The sequence below is a fragment of the Paractinoplanes hotanensis genome (assembly GCF_023717965.1).
GTDB lineage: Bacteria > Actinomycetota > Actinomycetes > Mycobacteriales > Micromonosporaceae > Actinoplanes > Actinoplanes polyasparticus.
Map to the genome: position 1 here is coordinate 94,847 of NZ_JAMQOL010000023.1, position 17,243 is coordinate 112,089.

A 17,243-nucleotide genomic window follows, 5' to 3' on the forward strand; every position below is an offset into this window, starting at 1 on the left:
TTCGGCTACCTGACGATCGATGTCGTTGCTGCGACGGTCGCCGCCCACAGCAGGAGGAGCGCGGCCGGCCGGCGCGGCGCGTCGATCCACGGCGGAGGCGGCAACGGGCTGATCTCGAGGGCCCGGATGCGGGTGTCGCGCAGGGCCGCCACCAGCTGATCGGCCGTGCGCTGGTGGGAGCGGGACGGCCACGGCGCCGGCACGGGCACGTTGAGCACGGCCTCGCCCGCGGTCAGCACCACGGTCCCCTCGTCGTCGTGCACGATCGCGCTGTCGGTCGCCCACGGCTGGCGGGTCCGCTCGCGGAAGCCGACCGACGCCACGCCGCCCACGTGCCAGCGCAGCCGGGGCCGAAGCTGAGAGCGCCACGCGTACTCGTAGCCGGCCGCGGCGGCCAGGGCGGCCACGACGATCAGCGTGGTGCGGGGCAGCCCGGCGAACCGGCACACCTCGGCCGCGGCCAGCGCCGCGCCCAGACCGATGGCGACGGTGGCCGTCCACGCCCGGCGCGGCGAGATGCGGTGCTCGCGGGGCTGGAAGGCGTCCGCGTCGCGGTCGGCCGGGCGCAGCGCGTCCGGGTCGACCAGTTGCTCCTCGTCGTCCTCGATCTCGCGCGGCAGGCCCTCGACCACGTCGTACGGCACCTCGATGACCGGGCCGACCGGGCCCAGCGGCACGTGCAGCCGCTCGCCGACCTCGAGCGCGCACCACGAGCCCTCGCGCGGGTCGCCGAAGAGGACCGCGGCCTCGGTGTGGACGTCGTTCTCGTCGTGCCGCGGCTCCGGTTCGGCCACGTCGAAGGCGAACTCGCGGGCCGTGCTCCCGTCCTCGGACGGGAGCAGCACGTGCACGTAGCCCTCCTGCTCGACAGCCCGCACCGCATGCACGGGCTGCGGCGCGGTGAACAGGCGGCGCAGCGCGGCCTGGGCCCGGACGGCCCGGGTCAGCAGCGCGCACCCGAGCCCGAAGGCGGCGACGGTGACGGCCAGCCAGGGCACCGCGGCGTCGTCGACACCCACCCAGACCACCCCGGCTGCCGAGGCGACGAGCAGCGCGAAGCCGCCGACCTCAGCCGGGGCGGCGACGTGGGGAAGGGCGTACGGGGGTGGCGGGCGCCGGTGCGGGACGGGCAGCGCGGCCGGGGCAGCGTCGAGGCGGGCGACCAGGACGGCGACCGCCGCATACGCCCAGACGGCGAGGACGGCGGGGAAACCGGTGGCGAGCGGGGTCCACAGCACCGCCCCGAGGATCGCGGCCCAGGCCGCTGCGCCCCGCTGGGCGTACACCATGGCCGCCGGCGCCAGAAGAACGCCCAGCCCGACCCAGCGCGCGGCCGGCGCGGGGTCGGACGGGCCGCCGAAAAGCCCGAAGACCAGCAGAAAGGTCACCAGGCCGGCGGCCGGCACCGTCGATTCCACGCGTAGCAGGGGACGCATGTCCTCATGGTCATCGACGGCGCCGGACCGCGGAGCGGGTTTGCCGGTTACGGGCCGCTGACGAGCGGGGCCATCTGCCGGGCGCCGTTCACGGTCGGCCCGGTGCTGTTGATGATGTTCGTGATCGTCCCGGTGCCGCCGAGCGAGACCGTCACCATGTCCCGGAAGCGCACGCCCGGCTTGACCGGCACCTCGAACGCCCGCGCCGCCACGACCGACGGGTTGACGTTGAAGAAGCAGTAGCTGCCCAGCCCCCACGCCTCGTGCGTGTTCACCGAGTCGGCGACCTTGTAGGCGGCCCAGCCCCGGGTGGAGCCGTTCATCCAGGCGGCCTGGTTCGGCGGGTCGTACGGCATCTCGTTCTGATAGAAGTACGTCCGCCCGCCGTTGCCGTTCCAGATCGTCTGGTACTGCTGGTAGTGCTCGACGAACAGGCCGTACATCGTCACGTCGTCGCCGTTGACGATCAGCCCGTTGCGGCCGGTGTTGACGTTCCAGCCCACCGTGCCGTTGTTGCCGTGGTCGGCCCGCCAGATCCAGGCGTGGTCGCCGATCACATTGTCGCTGTTCACCTCGACGCTGACCGTGGCCTTGCCGGCGATCGACCCGCCGACCCGCACGAACACGTCACTGAGCACGGTCGGGTTGGCCGCGTGCGAGGCCGACGATCCGGCCGGTCCCACCTGGAGCAGGACGTCGGAGTTGGTCGTGCCGGCGTCGAAGAGCACCCCGGCCAGCCGGACCCCGTCGACGTCGGCGATCCGCATCGCGTTCACGCCGCCCGTCGGGACGAAGGTGGCCAGGCCCAGACCCAGGATCACCGTGTTGGCCCGGGTGACGTTCAGCGTCTGGTTGAGGTTGTAGACACCGGGGGTGACCAGCAGGTTCTTGCCGGACGCGAGGGCCGCGTTGATCGTCGTGGCGGTGTCACCGGGCTTGACGACGTAGAACGTGCTGATCGGCAGGCTCGCCCCGGCCGGGTTGCCGTTGGCCCAGGTGGTGCCGCTCGCGTTGCTGCGCAGGGCGGGCACGAAGACCTGGTACGCGCCGGCCTGGTCGACGTACAGGTAGGGCTTCTCGGCGACGATCGGCGACGAGCCGATCGTCGTGAACGGTGGGTCGGGGAAGCTCTGGGCCGGTGCGCCGGGCGAGCCGACGAAGACCTGGTTCCAGTTCGATCCGCTCCAGCTGCCCATCTGCGTGTTGCGGGTGAGGAACTGCTGCTGGGTGCCCGACTGGATCTGCCCGTCGATCCGCGAGTCGGCGATGAACCCGCCGGACGACCAGCCCCCGTCGGAAAGAGCCAGGTTCCCGCGTACGTGCATCCGGCGGTACGGCGCTGCCTGCGACACCGCCCAGCGGTCCAGCCCGTCCGGCGGGGTCACACTGAGCCCCTCGGCCGACCGCCAGAAGTTCTGGGTGGCGTTCTGCGACCCGTCGTGCCACCAGTCGGCCTCGGCGTGCACGTGCCCGTTGACGGTGACCTGGTCGGGGTTGAGGCCGAGACCGGCGACCTGGGTGAAGAAGCCGACGTTGACGTCGTTGGTGTAGTTGCCCGGCTTGAACAGCAGCGCGTACCGCTGCGTCCCGAACTGGTTCTCGACCTGCTGGTTGAAGACGGTGTTGAGCCGGTTCTGGATGGTCGCGGACGACATCGACGGGTCGAACACCGTCACGTTGGGCCCGAGATCGGGGTTGTTCGGGTTCGGCGGCACAGTCGTCGGCGGAGGGGTTCCGGTCCCGCTCATGGTCCACTTCTGGTTGGCGCCGCCGCCGCACGTCCACAGCTGCAGCTTCGCGCCGTCGGCCAGGTTGTTGTTCGTGATGTCGAGGCACTTGCCGGCCTTGACGTTGACCAGGTCCCGGGCCGCGTTGAGGGTCCACTGCTGGCTGGTCAGCCCGCTGAAGCAGTCCCACAGGTGTACGACCGCGCCGTCGGTCGTGGCGCCGTTGGCCACGTCGAGGCACTTGCCGAGGCCGCGCAGCGAGCCGTCGTCGCCGAGCGTCCAGGTCTGGTTGGCGCCGGGGGAGCAGGTCCACATCTGGGGCTGGTTGCCGTTGGCCGTGCTGCCGTTCGTCACGTCCAGGCACTTGCCGTTGGCCGAGCTGGTGATCGTGCCGGTCGTCGCCGCTTCCGCCGCGGTGACGCCGATGATCCCCACGGCGGTGGTGGCCAGGCCGACGATCGCGGCGGCCAGGATTCTTCGCTTCATGCTTCCTCGCCTCAGGCCGGGTTGTTCGCGTGGGTGAGCGTCTCCCCGGCGACGAACAGGTTGTTCGTCCCCTGCGGGCGGCGCGACTCGGTGTAGGTGCGGCTGTTGGTCATTCCGATCCCGAGCCGGCTGGCCAGCATCTGGTTGCACGCGGCCGTCCAGGGCTGCGCGTCCTCGCTGATCCTGGTCTTGACGAAGTCGAGCTGACCCCGGCTGACTAGGACACCGGGATGGGTGAACGTGGCGGGGGCAGCGTTGACGGCGGCGGTGTCGGTGGTCGCTTCGGTGGCGGCGTCGGCAGTGGCCAGGCGAACGCCGAGGGTGGCGGTCGCCGCGGCTGATGCCGTGAACGCGGCCCGGAGTGCGCGTCTGCGCATGGGGATCTCCCGGGGTGAGGATGGGGAACCGGAAAGGTAGTTAACAGTTCCCACCCCGGGAGATCCTGGTCAAGACGAGATCGACCGACTTAAGTGTCTCTTAAGGATTTCTTTTACGGCTTACTTGAAGTAGTGACCGGAAGCGAGGTCGTCGATCAGGGTTGGGCCGGTGGGTGTCCAGCCGAGGCGTTCCCGGGTCAGAACGTTGGAGGCCGGGCTGTCGGCCGCGAACATCGGGCCGATCCATCCCAGGTCCTCCGGGGCGGCCGGCTCGGCGGGGACGCCCAGACCGCGTCCGATCGCCTCGGCGATCTCGCGGCCGGTGACGGCGTCCTCGGCCACTGCGTGCAGGATCGCCGGTTCCGCCGTGGCCTGCTCGACGGCCAGACGGAACAGGATGGCCGCGTCGTCCCGGTGCACAGCCGTCCACCGGTTCGCGCCGGTGCCGATGTAGCCGGCCGAGCCGCGCTCGCGGGCGCGGTGGATCAAGGTGGGGACGAAGCCCTGATCGCCCTCGCCGTGCACGGTCGGGGCCAGGCGCACGACGATCGGCTTCACCTGCCGGTCGGTCAGGGCCAGGGCGGCAGCGGCCGACTGCTGACGCGGGTGAGCGGTGGCCGGGTCGGGGATGTCGCGCTCGGTGGCGACCCGCCCCGGAATCAGCCCGAGCGTGCCCGAGGCGATCGCGAACGGCCGCCCGCTGCCCGCCAGGGCGTCACCGATCGCGTCGATGGCGGCGCGGTCCTTGCGCAGTGACTCGGCGAACGCGCCGAAGTCGTGCACGAAGGCCAGATGGATGACGGCGTCGCTGTTACGTGCGCCCTCCTGCAGGACGTCGAGCGTGTCGAGGTCGCCCCGCAGAACCGCGGCTCCCGCGTCGGCGACGCGCCGAGCCGAGTCGTCCGAGCGGGCCAGGCCGGTGACCTCGTGGCCGTTCTTCAGTAATTCCGGGACGACCGCGGAGCCGATCCACCCCGAGGCGCCGGTGACGAATACGCGCATGACAGGCCTTCTTTCGCTTGATGTCAGTCGCTGTCATGAAGCTAGCACGCCGATGTCAGGCGCTGTCATCAAGTTGGCCGTGTGATGTCAGGAACTGTCCTCGCCTACGATGGGGACCATGGGTCGCTGGGAGCCGAACGCGAAGTCCCGCCTCCGCCAGGCGGCCATGGACCTGTACGCCGAGCGCGGCTTCGACCAGACGACGGTGGCCGAGATCGCCGAACGGGCCGGCCTGACCGAACGCACGTTCTTCCGCCACTTCACCGACAAGCGCGAGGTCCTCTTCGCCGGCTCCGAACGCCTGCACGAACTGCTCGTCGAGTCAGTGGCCACGTCACCCCTGCTCCCAACCGCTCCGGCAGCGGCTGAGCCCGCAGCGATTTCGCCCGCCGCCGCTGTGTCCGTCAGCGCTGCGTCGGGGGACGCCGTGCTTGAGGGCTCTGCGTCGGGGGCCGTTCGGCCTGGCGGCGCCATGTCTGGGGTCGAATCGCCGGGCCCCGACTCCGTGGTCGTGTCTCCGGGGGTGGCTCCCTCGGCTCACCCTGGGTGGCCGTCTGCGCTGACTCCGGTCGCCGTGGCGTTCGAGGCGGCCGCCGCTGACTATTTCCCGCCGGTCGAGTACTCGCGGCAGCGCCAGCGGGTGATCGACGCCAATCCACCCCTGCAGGAACGCGAGCTGGCCAAGCTCGACCGCGTCGCCGCCGCCCTGACCGACACGCTGCGCCGCCGCGGCGTCGACGGCCTGGTTGCCGCGCTCGCCGCCGAGGCCGGGGTGGCCGCATTCAAAGTCGCCTTCACCCGCTGGGTATCCGGCACGGACGACAAACCTCTGGTTGATCACGTCCGCGAAGCCTTTGCCGGCCTGCGCGCCATGTTGCCGGCCGCATGAGTAGTGCCGATCTACAGGTTGCGCCAACCACATCGGTTCCGCCGAGCGCACCGGCTGCGACCTAAGGGCCCGACGAACTATTACTCGGTCGGCCCATCGGGCGGATCCGGCTCCGGACGCCAGGTCGCAGCATCGAACCGACCAAGTTGTTTCTCATCGAGCCCTGACCGGCCGAGCCGACCGCGCCCGTGTGCCGGTCGTGCCGACTGCGCCCATTGACCAGGCCGACCGCGCCCGCCGTCGGCGCCGGCTGCGCCTACCCCCGCCGGCCTTGGCGCCGACCGCGTCGATGGGAAGCTGAAACTTCCTCAGGATTTCCGGTACATTGCCGGGCCATGGACGCAGACGTCATCGTTGTCGGAGCCGGCCTGGCCGGCTTGGCCGCCGCCCACGAGCTCACCACGGCCGGCAAGCGGGTGATCCTGGTCGATCAGGAGAACGAGGCCAACCTGGGCGGCCAGGCGTTCTGGTCCTTCGGCGGCCTCTTCCTGGTGGACACGCCCGAGCAGCGCCGCATGCGTGTGTCCGACTCGGTCGACCTGGCCTGGAGCGACTGGCAGGGCAGCGCCGCCTTCGATCGGCTTGACGATCAGGACTCCTGGGGGTCGCGCTGGGCGCGGGCGTACGTCGAGTTCGCCGCCGGTGAGAAGCGGGCCTGGCTGTCGTCGCTCGGCATGTCGTGGCTGCCGACTGTGGGCTGGGCCGAACGCGGCAGCCTGCGGGCGGACGGGCACGGCAACTCGGTGCCCCGCTTCCACGTCACGTGGGGAACCGGGACCGGGGTGGTCGCGCCGTTCGTGCGGTCGGTCCGGGACGCGGCGGCGCGCGGGCTGGTGACGTTCCGCTACCGCCACCGGGTGGACGAGCTCGTGGTCGAGAACGGCGCGGTCACCGGCGTACGCGGAAAGATCCTGGCGCCCTCGGACGGAGCACGCGGCGAGCCGTCCAGCCGCGAGACCACCGGCGACTTCTCGCTGACGGCGCAGGCGGTCGTGGTGGCCTCCGGCGGCATCGGCGGAAACCACGACCTGGTACGAAAGTACTGGCCCGAAAGTCTGGGCACGGCGCCCCGGCACATGATCACCGGCGTGCCCGAGTACGTCGACGGCCGCCTGCTGCAGATCTCCGCCGACGCCGGCGCGCGACTGGTCAACCGCGACCGGATGTGGCACTACACCGAGGGCATCCAGAACTGGGACCCGATCTGGCCCGCGCACGGCATCCGCATCCTGCCCGCGCCGTCGTCGATGTGGTTCGACGCGCTGGGCCGGCGGCTGCCCGCGCCCTGCTTCCCCGGCTACGACACGATGAGCACGCTGCGCCACCTGCGCACGACCCCGGACATCGCCCGGTACGACCACAGCTGGTTCATCCTCACCCAGAAGATCATCGAGAAGGAGTTCGCCCTCTCCGGCTCGGAGCAGAACCCCGACATCACCGCGAACGACAAGAGGGCCTTCCTCCGCGAACGCATCCTGGGCAAGGGAGCTCCCGCCCCGGTGGAGGCCTTCAAGCGCAAGGGCGCCGACTTCGTGGTCGCCTCCACGCTGGACGACCTGGTGGCCGGCATGAACAAGCTGACCGATGAGCCCCTGCTGGACGCGGCCCACCTGCGCACGCAGATCGAGTCGCGGGACCGCCAGATCGGGCACCCCTACGCCAAGGACGCCCAGATCCAGGGAATCCACAACTCCCGCCGCTACCTGGGCGACCGCATCGGCCGGACAGCGGCGCCCCACCGGATCCTCGACCCCACCGCCGGCCCCCTGATCGGCGTCAAGCTGCACATCCTGACCCGCAAGACCCTGGGCGGGATCCAGACCGACCTGGACTCGCGAGCTCTCGCGGCCGACGGCGCTCCCATCCCCGGCCTGTACGCGGCGGGCGAGGTGGCCGGCTTCGGTGGCGGCGGCGTGCACGGCTACAACGCCCTGGAGGGCACCTTCCTCGGTGGTTGCCTCTTCAGCGGCCGAGCCGCGGGCCGCCACCTGTCCCAAAGCCTCTGACGCCCGGCCGAACAGGTCTACGGCTCAGGGAAGGGACCAGCGTTGGCTCGCCGAGCCTGTGCAGGTGCTGACCGTGACGTCGGCGCCGGAGCGGCGGCCGGCTGAGGGGTCGGTCAGGCAGGTGTTGGTGGCGGCGTTGATCAGGCGTTGGTTGGAGACCCGCCACTGGGCCGGGGTGCGGCCGTCGCAGCTGACGATCTCGACGGTGTTGTCGCCCACGGCCAGGGCGCACTTGCCCTGGACCCGCAGGGTGCCGTCGGTGGCCAGCGTCCACGTCTGAGCCACCGTGTTGTTGCAGTCGAAGACCTGGATGTGGTTGCCGTCGACGGCGATCGCGCCGTTCAGGTCGAGGCACAGGCCGTTCTGGCCGCGGATCACGCCCACGCGGTCGCTCGACGGTGGCTCGGGAGCGACACCCTGAGGCGCCTTGGGCGAGGTGGTGGTGTCGCCGGTGGGACCAGGGATCAGGGAGATCGGCTCGCCGGCGGACGGGCTGCCGGCCGCCGGGCTGCCCGTAGCGGTGGCGGCGGACGTCGAAGGCGTGCCGGTGGGGGAGGTCGTGGGCCCGGTGGGGCTTCCGGTCCGGGTGCCCGCGCCGGGGCGGCCGGCCGCGGGAACGGACTTGCCGGGGATCGGCGAGCCGGCGGCGCTCGTCGGTAGCGGGGCGGTTGCCGCCGGGAGCGGGCCACCGGGCAGGCCGGTGGTGACCGCCGGGCGTACGTCGTCGCGCAGCGCCGCATAGCCGGCGGCTGCGGCCCCGAGCACGACCAGCGCGGCCGTTCCGGCCAGGACGACCAGCCGGCGGCGGCGGTTGCCGCGGGCCGGGGTCGTCGCGGCGGCGTGCTTGCGGCGGAACGGCAGGTGCAGGATCGCGGTGGGCGCGTCGGCGTTGCCGGTGCCCTGCTGGTCCCGTACGGCGGAAGGGTTTGCCGCAGGCCAGGTCTGAGCCGAGTCGTCGTCGAGCGCGCCGGGATCGCGCAGCACGAAGGGCCGCACGAGCAGGGGATCCCGCTCGTCGCCGTGGTCGCCGTCCGTCGTCACGATTCACCCGCCGCCATCGAGCTGCCAAGAGACGATCGGCGGTCCAAGTTACCCGCGGAGATCACGATCCCGCCTTTCCCCGAAGATCCGACTTTCCGCCCGTTGCGGCCGATCAGGCAGGGAACGACCAGCTTCCGTCGGCTTGGCGACAGTCGATCGTGCGGCAACCTTCATGCTCCACAGCGGAGAACCGAGATGATCTCGCGTGAACCTACCGTCTTGATCATCCGGGCGCGACTCAGGCACCGGCGACCAGTAGAGGTTCCCATGCCGTTGCCGTCCCCACCTCGCACTTCTCGTCTGCTCGCAGCCGGTGTCACGGGTCTTCTGATGGCCGGAGCGCTCGTCGTGCCCAGCCCCGCAGCCGCGGTGTTACCAGAAGCCTCCTCCTCCGGGGAACTGGCTGCGGCCGGCGCGTACGCGCGCACCAGTTCGGTGGAGCGCCGCCGCGTCGACTCGGTGGCCACGCCGAAACTGCGCTGGTACTCGTGCTATTCGTGGGCGCAGTGCGCGACCGCGAAGGTACCGCTCGACTACGACCGCCCGAACGGCACCAAGGTGAGTGTCGCCCTGCTGCGGGTGAAGGCGCGCGACCAGAAACGCAAGATCGGCAGCCTTTTCGTGAACCCGGGCGGCCCCGGCGGCTCGGGCGTCGCGATGGCGCTCGCTGCCCCCTACTTCCTGAGCGACCCGCTGCTCGAGCGTTTCGACGTCGTCGGCATGGACCCGCGGGGCATCGGCTTCAGCGACCCCGTCGCGTGCTTCGGCGACGCCGGGCGCCAGCGGCCGGTGCTGGCCAGGCTGAACACCGGTTTCCCGTACGGGGTGAAGGAAGAGAAGGCCTTCCTCAAGGCCGCAGCCGCGCAGGGCCGCGCCTGTTCGACCACCGGGCGCGACCTGGCCGGCTCGATGTCGACCGCCGAGGTCGCGCGCGACATGGACGTCATGCGCCGCGCCGTGGGCGATGAGAAGCTGAGCTACCTGGGCTTCAGCTACGGCACCGCGCTCGGGCAGTACTACGCGAACATGTTCCCCGACCGCTTCCGCGCGATCGCCGTCGACGGCGTGATCAACCCGGTGGCCTGGGTCGGGAAGAAGAGCAACGCCGTCCAGGACGACCGGCTCCGCTCGGCCGACGGCGCCTGGAAGGCCCTGCACGAGATCCTCCGCCGCTGCAACGTTGCCGGCGCCACCAGGTGCGAGTTCTCCGGCCAGGCGATCCGTCGTTTCCGTGTGATCGCCACCCGCCTGAAGGCCAAGCCCCTGTCGGTGGACGGCCAGAAGATCACCTACGCGATGTTCGTCAGCATGGTGCTCAGCTCGCTCTACGACGTGGAGGCCGGCGCCGGCGTGACCGGACTGGCCGCCGCGGTGTGGCGCCTGACCACCCCCGGCGCGAAGCCGGCCGCGGCGGAACTGGCCACCGCCGAGGCAACCGTCGCTCGCGCTCACCGGCGCCTGGCCGGCCGTGCTTTCCCGTACGACAACTCGTTCGACGCCTACACGGCAGTGCTGTGCACCGACGGCCGCCACCCCGCCACCGGCGCCGCCTGGGTCAAGGCGGGCGCCAAGGCCGACAAGCGAGCCCCGTACTTCGGCCGTGCCTGGGCCTGGTCGAGCGCGTCGTGCGCCCGCACCACGTGGACCGTCCGCGACGAGGACGCCTACACCGGCCCGTTCACCCGCAAGACCAAGAACCCGGTCCTGGTCGTAGGGAGCTACTGGGATCCGGCCACGAACTACGCCGACGCTGTGTCGTCGTCCAAGCTCCTGCCGAACAGCCGCCTTCTGTCCAGCACCAACTGGGGCCACACCGCGTACGGCACGTCCCCGTGCGTGACCACCGCCATGGACCGGTACCTGCTCGCCCGCACCCTGCCCGCCAAGGGCAAGACCTGCGTAGGAACCGCCCAGCCCTTCCGCACCGTTCTCAGCGAGGACCCGGACGAGCTGGCCGAGGACACCTTCGACCTGAACACCGCCACCCCCGCCGAGATCGCCGCCCACGGCCTCCCCGCCGAGAACACCCCGAAGCATCTGCCACCCGTCCGCTGACCAACGCCCGACCCGAAGCCCCGCTCCCCGCGCCAGCGGCGAGCGGGGCTTCTTTGTTTCGGCCTTGCCGGCCAATGAGGCCTCATCCACCAGGTATGGGCTCAGGGAGGCACGTCGCTTTCAGACGGCGATTCGGCCGCCGTCTGCCGGGAGGATCGCGCCGACATCCCGCTGCCCGTCAGCACAGCGCGTGGTGCCGTCCCTTGTGATCGGTGCGTCGGCGGCACCCGGCCCGGCGACAACACCCCGGAATACGGGGTTCGTGCCGGGCCAGGCGACCGAACATTTCCGGGCTGGGGACGACCACAAAGGGTAGGGCTACGGGGTGAGCGTGGTCAGCGTTTCCAGAAAGACTTTCGGTCGGAGGGGGACGGGGGCGAACTGGGGTTTTCGGTGGAGGAGGGCGCGGTGTTGGTGGTGCCTGCGAACGAGGTCAGGACTTTGAGCGCTGTTGCCCACCGCTCGGTCGTGGGGGCGTCGGAGCGGAGACTGGTCACCAGCTCTTGCAGGGGGGTGTAGGCGGAGTCGGTCTGGGCGCCGATCAGGACGTGCAGGCGGCTGGCCAGGTCGTCGAGGAGTTCGCGCTGGTGCCACTCGGGCTGGGCGGTGGCGTCGCGCAGGCGCTGGGCCTCGGTGGCGGCCAGGGCGCGCACGTCATCGAGGGAGAGCGCGTTGGCGGCCATGGCTTTGCCTGCGCGGAAGGCGGAGGTTGCCGCGACGCCGGGGCGGCGGGATCGGGCGGCGCCGGCGCTGTTGACGTAGCCGGACGCGGGGGCGGGAGCACCGGCGAAGCCGCCCGCGGCGAGGCTCTCGTCGGCCGAGGCCGGCGCGAAGCTGGGCGGGCCGCTCGGCAGCGGGGGCGGGGCCGGAGACGCCGCGGAGGCCAGGCGCATCATCGCGGGCGCGACGGCGCCGGGCGCCTCCCAGCCGTCGGGGAGTTCGACGGGCTGGGTCACGCGGCGGGTCTCGCCGCCCTCGTTGACGACGCGGCTGTCGACCGCGACGTAGGCGGTGAAGCGGCACAGGACGCCATAGCGCAGGGACGTCGCCACGATGCGATCCTCGAGGCTGCGGTCGCCGGCGGCGTACGCGTCCTCGAGGTCGCGGAGGCGCGCCCGCGCCCACTGGGCCGCGACGGCGGGTTCGCTGCGCTGCTGGACGGGCACCGACGTGCGGAACTCGCGGTCGTCGCGGGTGCGGCCGGTGACGACGAGTTCGCCCGTGGGCCGGCCGGTGTAGCGGCCGCTCACCACCAGCGGGACGCCGGGGTACAGGCAGGGCAGGCGGGCGGGTGACCGGTCGTCGTCGACGAGGTGCACGCCGGACGCCGTGATCCGCAGGTCGGTGACGACCGGCGCGCCGATGCGGCGGTGGATGTGTTCCATCGCCTCGTCGAGACGGTCTTCGCTCTCGACCAACTCGGCCCGGCCGGCGCCCAGGGCGGCGAGCCGCCCCAGGAAGCCCGCGTTGACCGCCCGGTCGATGCCGATCGTGTGGATGCGGGTCGTGCCGATCAGCGGGGTGACGTCGTGGACGATCTGATCCTCGTTGCCGACCTGGCCGTCGGTGACGAGCACCAGCACCCGGTCGCGGCCCTCGCTCGCGCGCAGCAGCCCCAGCCCCTCGGAGAGCGGAGCGAGCAGTTCGGTGCCGCCGCGGGCGGTGGCTTTGGCCAGGTGTTCGACCGCGCGGAACCGGTGCCGGTCGGTGGCCTCGGCCAGGCCGGTGGGCAGGTCGCCGGGGCGGTCGACCTGGTGGTCGAAGGTGAGCACGGCGAAACGGTCGGCGGCGGTCAGCGTGTCGACGACACGGGCCGCGGCCCGCCGGGCGGCCACCATCTTCCAGCCGCCCATGCTGCCCGAGCGGTCGAGCAGCAGGACGACGTCTTTCGGGCGCGGGGCGGCGGACTCGGCCGGCGGCAGCACGACCAGTTGGTAGACGCCCTCGGGCTGCTCGGCGGACTCGTCGGGCACGGCGATCGCGGTCTGGCCGCCGCCGGCGTAGGGGAGCCGGAGCACGAAGTCGCGGTTGGCCCGCTCGTCGACGCCGATCGTCAGCACGCCGTCGCGGTCGATGACGGTGTGGAGGCTGGAGCGCACCGCGCCCAGCTCGAGCCCGGCCGGGTCGATCTCGACGGCGATGCTGAGCCGCAGCGGGTTGGGGAAGCCGGGCAGCAGCACCGGCGGCGTGATGCGCGAGGCATCGGGCACGGCGTCGGTGTCGGGAGCCCAGCCGTCGCCCACCGCCGGGCCGCTCAGGGGCGTGCCGGGGAGGTAGCGCGGGGCCACGACCAGCGGGAACCGGAAGGTGGCCTCGCCGTCCTCGAAGGGCAGGGGGCCGACCAGGCTGAGCTCGATGGTCACGCGCTCGCCGGGCAGGATGTTGCCGACCCGCATCGTGAAGACGTCGGGCCGCTCCTCCTCGGCGATGGAGGCCCGCTGACCGGACCTGATCGCCTGGTCGTACGCCTCCCGGGCCTGACCGCGTTCCTGCAGCTCGGCAGTGATCGTGCGCTCGTCGGCCGTCATGGTCATGCCCGTGACAGCGGCGCGGTCGGGCAGCGGGAAGACGTAGGTCGCCTCGAGCGCGATGTCGTGCACGTTGACGAAGTCGGTCTGCAGCACCGTGTGCGCGACCAGGCCGCTGACGCGGGCCCGCACGTCGAGGCGGTCGAGCGGCAGCGCCCCGCGGTCGGTGCGCAGCATGCCGAAGCCGGAGTCGGGCAGGATCTTGATGCGGCTGATCTCCCCGGGATCCATCGAGGTGACGGAGAGGGTCATGACGGACTCCCATCGATCGAGCCTTCGGCGACGAGCAGGCCTCGGGCGGCGAGTAGGTCGAGCAGGGGTGCGGCGGCCTCGGCGACGGCGTCGCGGTCGGCCTCGGTGAGGACGCGGGGAACGAGCAGCAGAACGCCGCCGCCGAGCGGGAGGCCGGTGAACGGTTGCGCCGGGGGCATGGTCGACGCCGGGGCCGGCGGCGCGGCGGGGGCCGGTGGGGAGGCCCAGAAACGGGGGCGGGGGGAGTGGTCGGGCGGAGCCTCGACGTCGACCATGACCAGCAGGCCGGGTGGGACGTGCGCGATGTCGGTGAGCGCGGACGGGGACAGGCCGGTGAGCTCGGCCTGGATCTGGGCCAGGGTGAGCCCCTCGGCCTGGCGGCGTTTGATGGCGACGAGCTGTTCCAGATGGCGGGGACCGTAGAGCGCGGAGCGGCCGCGCATGCCGAGTGGCCGGTCGACCAGGCCGATCGTCGAATACCACCGGATGGCGCGGCGATCGGGCAGATCGCGGACGCGTCCGTTCGGTGCGCCGGGGTATTCGGCCTCGAGAGCCTCGCGCACCCGTTCCACCAACTCGTCGAGCGTCCACATGCCGACCACTGTGACACTGTCACGGTGACACTGTCAATGAGTTAGGGTGGGCGGAACGATGCGACTGATCAGCCTTTCCCACGTCAACGACCCGGCGACGACCGCGGTCTATCCCGGCGACCCGCCGTTCGAGCTCGAGACGGTCGCCACGATCGACAAGGACGGCTTCTATCTGCGCCACATCCGGCAGGGCGAGCACACCGGCACCCATTGGGGCGCGCCCGGCCACTTCAACGCCGGCGAGCCGCTGGCCGACGAGCTCGACCTGGAAGACCTGCATCTGGGGGTGGTCAAGATCGACGTACGGCAGCAGTGCGCCCACGATCCCGACTATGCCGTCACGATCGCCGACCTGGAACGGTGGGAGCAGGCGCACGGCCGCATTCCCGGCGAGTCCATGGTCGTCATCTGGACAGGCTGGGACGCCCGGTGGGGCACGGCCGCGTTCGCCAACGCCGGCGCCGACGGCACGCTGCACCATCCCGGCTTCGGCATCGAGGCGGCCCGCTGGCTCGTCGACACCGGCCGTATCGGCCGGCGCGGCGGCACCGGCACCGACGCCTTCAGCCCCGACGTCGGCGCCGACGCCACGTATGCGGTCTCGCGCCTGATCTACCGGCGCCACCGCATCAGCCTCGAGGTGCTGGCCAACCTCGAGGCGCTGCCCCCGACGGGCGCCCGGATCCTGTGCGGGGGCCAGATCAACCGGGCCGGCTCCGGCTCGCCCGCGTTGATCTACGGCTTACTGCCCCGAGCCCCTGCGGAGGCCTGAGCGCCCGCGTATGGCTGTTCGCCTGCGGGAGCAGGGGAGCCACCGGGCTGGAGCGCGCCGTTGGCGATCAGGCGGTAGGGGGCGGAGCGGGTCTCCGTCTCGGACGGAGCGTCGTGCGAGACCACAGCGACGACCCGGGGATAGGAGGTGAGCCGGGTGACATCGTCCAGGGTCACCACTTCGGCGTGACGGTCACGCAGGCCGACCAGCCGCACGTGCCAGTTGTGCACCGGCGTCGGCACGATCGCGCTCGGCGACGTCCAGCCGGTCAGCGTGGCGCCGTCGCTCAGGGTGCGGCCGGCCAGAGTCATGGCGCCGATCCGCCAGCCACCCTTCGAGACGGCCCCGTCGGTGACATACCGCAGTCCCAGCAGCACGTCCTTCCCGGCGTACGGCGTGAGGTTGTACTTGACCGTCACGACACCCCCGCTGGCGCCGGTCAGGCCGGGCCCGTGCGGCCCGGGCGTCGTCCTGTCCCCGGTCACCGAGTGGAAGGTCCGGCCTCCGTTGGTCGAGATGGTCACGTAGCCGAAGTCGTTACGTTCCTCGGTCGCGTACGACGTCTCCAGCGTCAGCGCCGGCCGGCCGGCCGGAATGGTGACGGGGCGGACGGCGTACGAGTCGAGGTTGTTGCGATTGCCGGAATAGAGGGTCTTCCCGGCGATCGTCCAGCCCAAGGGCAGCGGGTCGAGATGCGTCGCTCCCGCGAACGACACCGACGTGAGCGGTGTCGGCAACGGCACGTAGTCCGCGCCGTTCGGCGCCGCGCCCGGAGCGTCGAAGGCCGACTTGTTGTCCAGGTTGATCGACGACCGCAGGCCGGCCGCCGACACGGAAGCGAGCGGCGCGCCCGCGACCGTCCCGCCCGATTCGCCCACCACCCCGTCGACCAGCGTCATCAGCTGGTAGTCGTGCAGCACGTCATAGAGCGCCACCCCGGCCGGCAGGGCCGCCTGCACCGCTGCCAGGCCCTGCCGCAGCTTGTCCCGATGCAGCATCGACACGACGTCCGTCCCGAACCGGTCGCGCAGATAGAGCACGAACTGGAACGCGTTGCCGTAGTCGGCCAGCACCTCGCTCGGTGTGCCCTCGTCCCACAGGTTCAGCGAGTTCTGCGGCCCTCCGCAGTCCCGTGGGTTGGCGTTGTACCGGGTCTTCACCGGCCCGTGGCCCTGGAAGCACATCAGGTGTGTGTCGTTGCCGGGCTGGTCCACGCCGGCGCGGGCGTCCGTGTAGCCGGTCAGCGCCGAGGCGAAGTCGGCCAGCCCCTCGTCGAGCCAGGTGCTCTCGGCCGGGTCGGTGTAGTAGCCGAGCAGGTGCTGCCATTCGTGCGCGAAGGTCGCTTCGTACGTGCGGGGCCGCGCGGGCCGGCTGGTGCACAGGTCGTCGGTGGGGTCGTCGGCCGGTTGCGCGCCGAGCCGGTGCTTCCAGTCGTACGCGTCGAGGGTCAGCACGTTGCGGTCGAGAAGCTCGTTGATCGTCTGCGAGAAGAACCCCGCGATGTAGGTGACCGCCTCCGGGAAGGTGTAGTAGTTCGCGTCACGGATGTTGTCGACCAGCGTCACCGTCTTGTCGCCGTCCCCGGTGAAGTCGCCCTCGGTCGTCGCCCGCGTGCCGTCGCGGTCGGGCGGCGTGCTGAAGACGGCCGTCTCCTTCGGATGAATCGTCGTGTCGAACTCGTCGACCAACGCCGCGATGTCGGCGTCGGTGACCTCGATCGCGTTCTTGCGGCAGTCGGTGGCCGGGAACGCGAGGTCCTGCGCCACCCACACCTCGACGTGCCGGCCGACCGCCTTCAGCGTGTAGTTCTTGCGATAGAGCTTGCCCGTCGTGTCGTCGAGCCCGAGCCACTCGCGCACGGTTCCCACCGGCGGCGTCGGCCCGGCCGCCGACCGGCCTTTCGGCCGCGGTGGGCGGGGCTCGTCCAGCGTGAGGTGGGTGCGGGTGAGTTCCCGTACGTCGGAGAGTGTCGCAGCCGCCTGCGCCTGCGCCGGAACGGGGAACCCGACCACCAGCACGATCGCCAGAATGGCTACAAATCTCATGCAACGGGACGCTACTACCCAAAAGCCGCAGGCA

The 17,243-nt window shown here is 71.5% G+C and carries 12 protein-coding genes; 4 read left to right on the forward strand and 8 right to left on the reverse strand.

Going from position 1 to position 17,243, the window contains the following annotated elements:
- Positions 1–5 precede the first annotated feature (5 nt).
- From LXN57_RS18755 to LXN57_RS18770, 4 genes are all read right to left on the reverse strand, one after another.
- The gene (locus LXN57_RS18755) at positions 6–1,436 is read right to left on the reverse strand and encodes a hypothetical protein (protein WP_251799468.1); all 1,431 of its coding nucleotides are present in this window, start codon (positions 1,434–1,436) and stop codon (positions 6–8) included.
- Between the two features lie 47 nt (positions 1,437–1,483).
- Positions 1,484–3,649: a pectate lyase-like domain-containing protein gene (locus LXN57_RS18760; RefSeq protein WP_251799469.1), complete on the reverse strand. Its 2,166-nt coding sequence runs from the start codon at positions 3,647–3,649 to the stop codon at positions 1,484–1,486.
- Between the two features lie 11 nt (positions 3,650–3,660).
- Positions 3,661–4,026 carry a hypothetical protein gene (locus LXN57_RS18765; protein ID WP_251799470.1) on the reverse strand — a complete coding sequence of 122 codons (366 nt, stop codon included), beginning with the start codon at positions 4,024–4,026 and terminating at the stop codon, positions 3,661–3,663.
- A gap of 120 nt (positions 4,027–4,146) precedes the next feature.
- Positions 4,147–5,028, reverse strand: coding sequence for an SDR family oxidoreductase (locus tag LXN57_RS18770; protein WP_251799471.1), 882 nt, complete (start codon positions 5,026–5,028; stop codon positions 4,147–4,149).
- A 118-nt stretch (positions 5,029–5,146) separates the two neighbouring features.
- On the opposite strand from LXN57_RS18770, the gene LXN57_RS48185 reads away from it, so the two are divergent.
- Complete coding sequence (locus tag LXN57_RS48185) at positions 5,147–5,917, forward strand: helix-turn-helix domain-containing protein (RefSeq protein ID WP_308206635.1); 771 nt, start codon at positions 5,147–5,149, stop codon at positions 5,915–5,917.
- 335 nt (positions 5,918–6,252) lie between these two features.
- The gene (locus LXN57_RS18785; protein ID WP_251799472.1) at positions 6,253–7,923 is read left to right on the forward strand and encodes an FAD-binding dehydrogenase; all 1,671 of its coding nucleotides are present in this window, start codon (positions 6,253–6,255) and stop codon (positions 7,921–7,923) included.
- Positions 7,924–7,947: 24 nt separating this feature from the next.
- Here LXN57_RS18785 and LXN57_RS18790 read toward each other — a convergent pair whose 3' ends face one another.
- The gene (locus tag LXN57_RS18790) at positions 7,948–8,964 is read right to left on the reverse strand and encodes a ricin-type beta-trefoil lectin domain protein (RefSeq protein WP_251799473.1); all 1,017 of its coding nucleotides are present in this window, start codon (positions 8,962–8,964) and stop codon (positions 7,948–7,950) included.
- Positions 8,965–9,294: 330 nt separating this feature from the next.
- On the opposite strand from LXN57_RS18790, the gene LXN57_RS18795 reads away from it, so the two are divergent.
- Positions 9,295–11,019, forward strand: coding sequence for an alpha/beta hydrolase (locus tag LXN57_RS18795; protein ID WP_251799474.1), 1,725 nt, complete (start codon positions 9,295–9,297; stop codon positions 11,017–11,019).
- Between the two features lie 335 nt (positions 11,020–11,354).
- Here LXN57_RS18795 and LXN57_RS18800 read toward each other — a convergent pair whose 3' ends face one another.
- Both LXN57_RS18800 and LXN57_RS18805 read right to left on the reverse strand, forming a co-directional pair.
- Complete coding sequence (locus LXN57_RS18800) at positions 11,355–13,799, reverse strand: VIT domain-containing protein (protein WP_251799475.1); 2,445 nt, start codon at positions 13,797–13,799, stop codon at positions 11,355–11,357.
- Entirely contained in the window at positions 13,796–14,392 is a 597-nt protein-coding gene (locus LXN57_RS18805) for a MerR family transcriptional regulator (protein ID WP_251799476.1), read from the reverse strand. Before LXN57_RS18805 ends, LXN57_RS18800 begins: the two co-directional genes overlap by 4 nt.
- Before the next feature lie 58 nt (positions 14,393–14,450).
- Here LXN57_RS18805 and LXN57_RS18810 point away from each other — a divergent pair, with 58 nt between their 5' ends.
- Positions 14,451–15,164 (forward strand): cyclase family protein, encoded by a 714-nt coding sequence (locus tag LXN57_RS18810; protein ID WP_251799477.1) that lies wholly within the window; start codon positions 14,451–14,453, stop codon positions 15,162–15,164.
- On the opposite strand, the gene LXN57_RS18815 is transcribed toward LXN57_RS18810, so the two are convergent.
- Positions 15,128–17,209: an immune inhibitor A domain-containing protein gene (locus LXN57_RS18815; protein WP_251799478.1), complete on the reverse strand. Its 2,082-nt coding sequence runs from the start codon at positions 17,207–17,209 to the stop codon at positions 15,128–15,130. The genes LXN57_RS18810 and LXN57_RS18815 overlap by 37 nt on opposite strands.
- Positions 17,210–17,243: the final 34 nt, after the last annotated feature.

Excerpts from the sequence above, each read along its gene's own strand:
- LXN57_RS18800 (WP_251799475.1), bottom strand. The coding sequence starts at position 13,799 with ATGACCCTCTCCGTCACCTCGATGGATCCCGGGGAGATCAGCCGCATC.
- LXN57_RS48185 (WP_308206635.1), top strand. The coding sequence starts at position 5,147 with ATGGGTCGCTGGGAGCCGAACGCGAAGTCCCGCCTCCGCCAGGCGGCC.
- LXN57_RS18795 (WP_251799474.1), top strand. The coding sequence starts at position 9,295 with ATGGCCGGAGCGCTCGTCGTGCCCAGCCCCGCAGCCGCGGTGTTACCA.
- LXN57_RS18785 (WP_251799472.1), top strand. The coding sequence starts at position 6,253 with ATGGACGCAGACGTCATCGTTGTCGGAGCCGGCCTGGCCGGCTTGGCC.
- LXN57_RS18760 (WP_251799469.1), bottom strand. The coding sequence starts at position 3,649 with ATGAAGCGAAGAATCCTGGCCGCCGCGATCGTCGGCCTGGCCACCACC.
- LXN57_RS18755 (WP_251799468.1), bottom strand. The coding sequence starts at position 1,436 with ATGCGTCCCCTGCTACGCGTGGAATCGACGGTGCCGGCCGCCGGCCTG.
- LXN57_RS18765 (WP_251799470.1), bottom strand. The coding sequence starts at position 4,026 with ATGCGCAGACGCGCACTCCGGGCCGCGTTCACGGCATCAGCCGCGGCG.
- LXN57_RS18770 (WP_251799471.1), bottom strand. The coding sequence starts at position 5,028 with ATGCGCGTATTCGTCACCGGCGCCTCGGGGTGGATCGGCTCCGCGGTC.
- LXN57_RS18805 (WP_251799476.1), bottom strand. The coding sequence starts at position 14,392 with ATGTGGACGCTCGACGAGTTGGTGGAACGGGTGCGCGAGGCTCTCGAG.
- LXN57_RS18810 (WP_251799477.1), top strand. The coding sequence starts at position 14,451 with ATGCGACTGATCAGCCTTTCCCACGTCAACGACCCGGCGACGACCGCG.
- LXN57_RS18815 (WP_251799478.1), bottom strand. The coding sequence starts at position 17,209 with ATGAGATTTGTAGCCATTCTGGCGATCGTGCTGGTGGTCGGGTTCCCC.